This window comes from Stutzerimonas stutzeri, assembly GCF_000935215.1.
GTDB lineage: Bacteria > Pseudomonadota > Gammaproteobacteria > Pseudomonadales > Pseudomonadaceae > Stutzerimonas.
Genome location: NZ_JXXD01000250.1, coordinates 1 through 658 on the forward strand (window position 1 = coordinate 1; position 658 = coordinate 658).

Here is a 658-nt window from a genome sequence, read left to right on the forward strand (position 1 = left end):
GCAAGACGCCTGCACGGTGGACGGCTGCGCCGGATGTTGCGCGAAGCGCGGCGCGGATGCGCCCGCGCTGCACGCGCGACGACACGGCGGCAGCAGCCGGAACGACATGCCCGATGGCACGATGAGATGCACGGCAACGTGCAGCGAATCGGCAGCCATCATGGGCGTGTCTCCAGCCAGACCGGATGCGCAACGCCGATCACGGCCGATGCGCTGACCGGCCCGAAATAGCGGCTGTCGAACGATGCCGGATTGGTCACGCTCAACAGGAACAGCTCGCCCTCGGCCAGCGGGCGGCAATGCTGCCAGGATGGCAGCGGCCGGCCCAGCCGATCGACAGGTAGCGCGGCGGCCGTAGGCACGCCGTCGATGCGTACCTGCCCGGCGACGAGGCAGACGTGTTGCGGTGCGACCGCGCCCACACGTTTGAGCAGCGGAACGTGTGCCGGCAGGTAGCCGCGCTGCGCAGCGAGCGCGGAGGCGTCGGCAGGCAAACGGGTCAGGACGATGCTACCCACAGACAAAGGGCGTGGCAGCGAGCCGGCTCGATACTGAATCGGATCGACGTGATACCAGCCGACCGGCACGCTGTCGGATGGGTTGTAGATCAGGCGCGGCAGCGGTTGCACGAACGCCGCCCAGGCCAGCGCAGCAAGGC

1 protein-coding gene is annotated in these 658 nt (G+C 69.0%); it reads right to left on the reverse strand.

The features are described 5' to 3' along the window. Positions 1 to 158 precede the first annotated feature (158 nt). Positions 159 to 658: S26 family signal peptidase (locus LO50_RS21230; RefSeq protein WP_044316273.1), on the reverse strand; the 500-nt coding region annotated here is incomplete at its 5' end.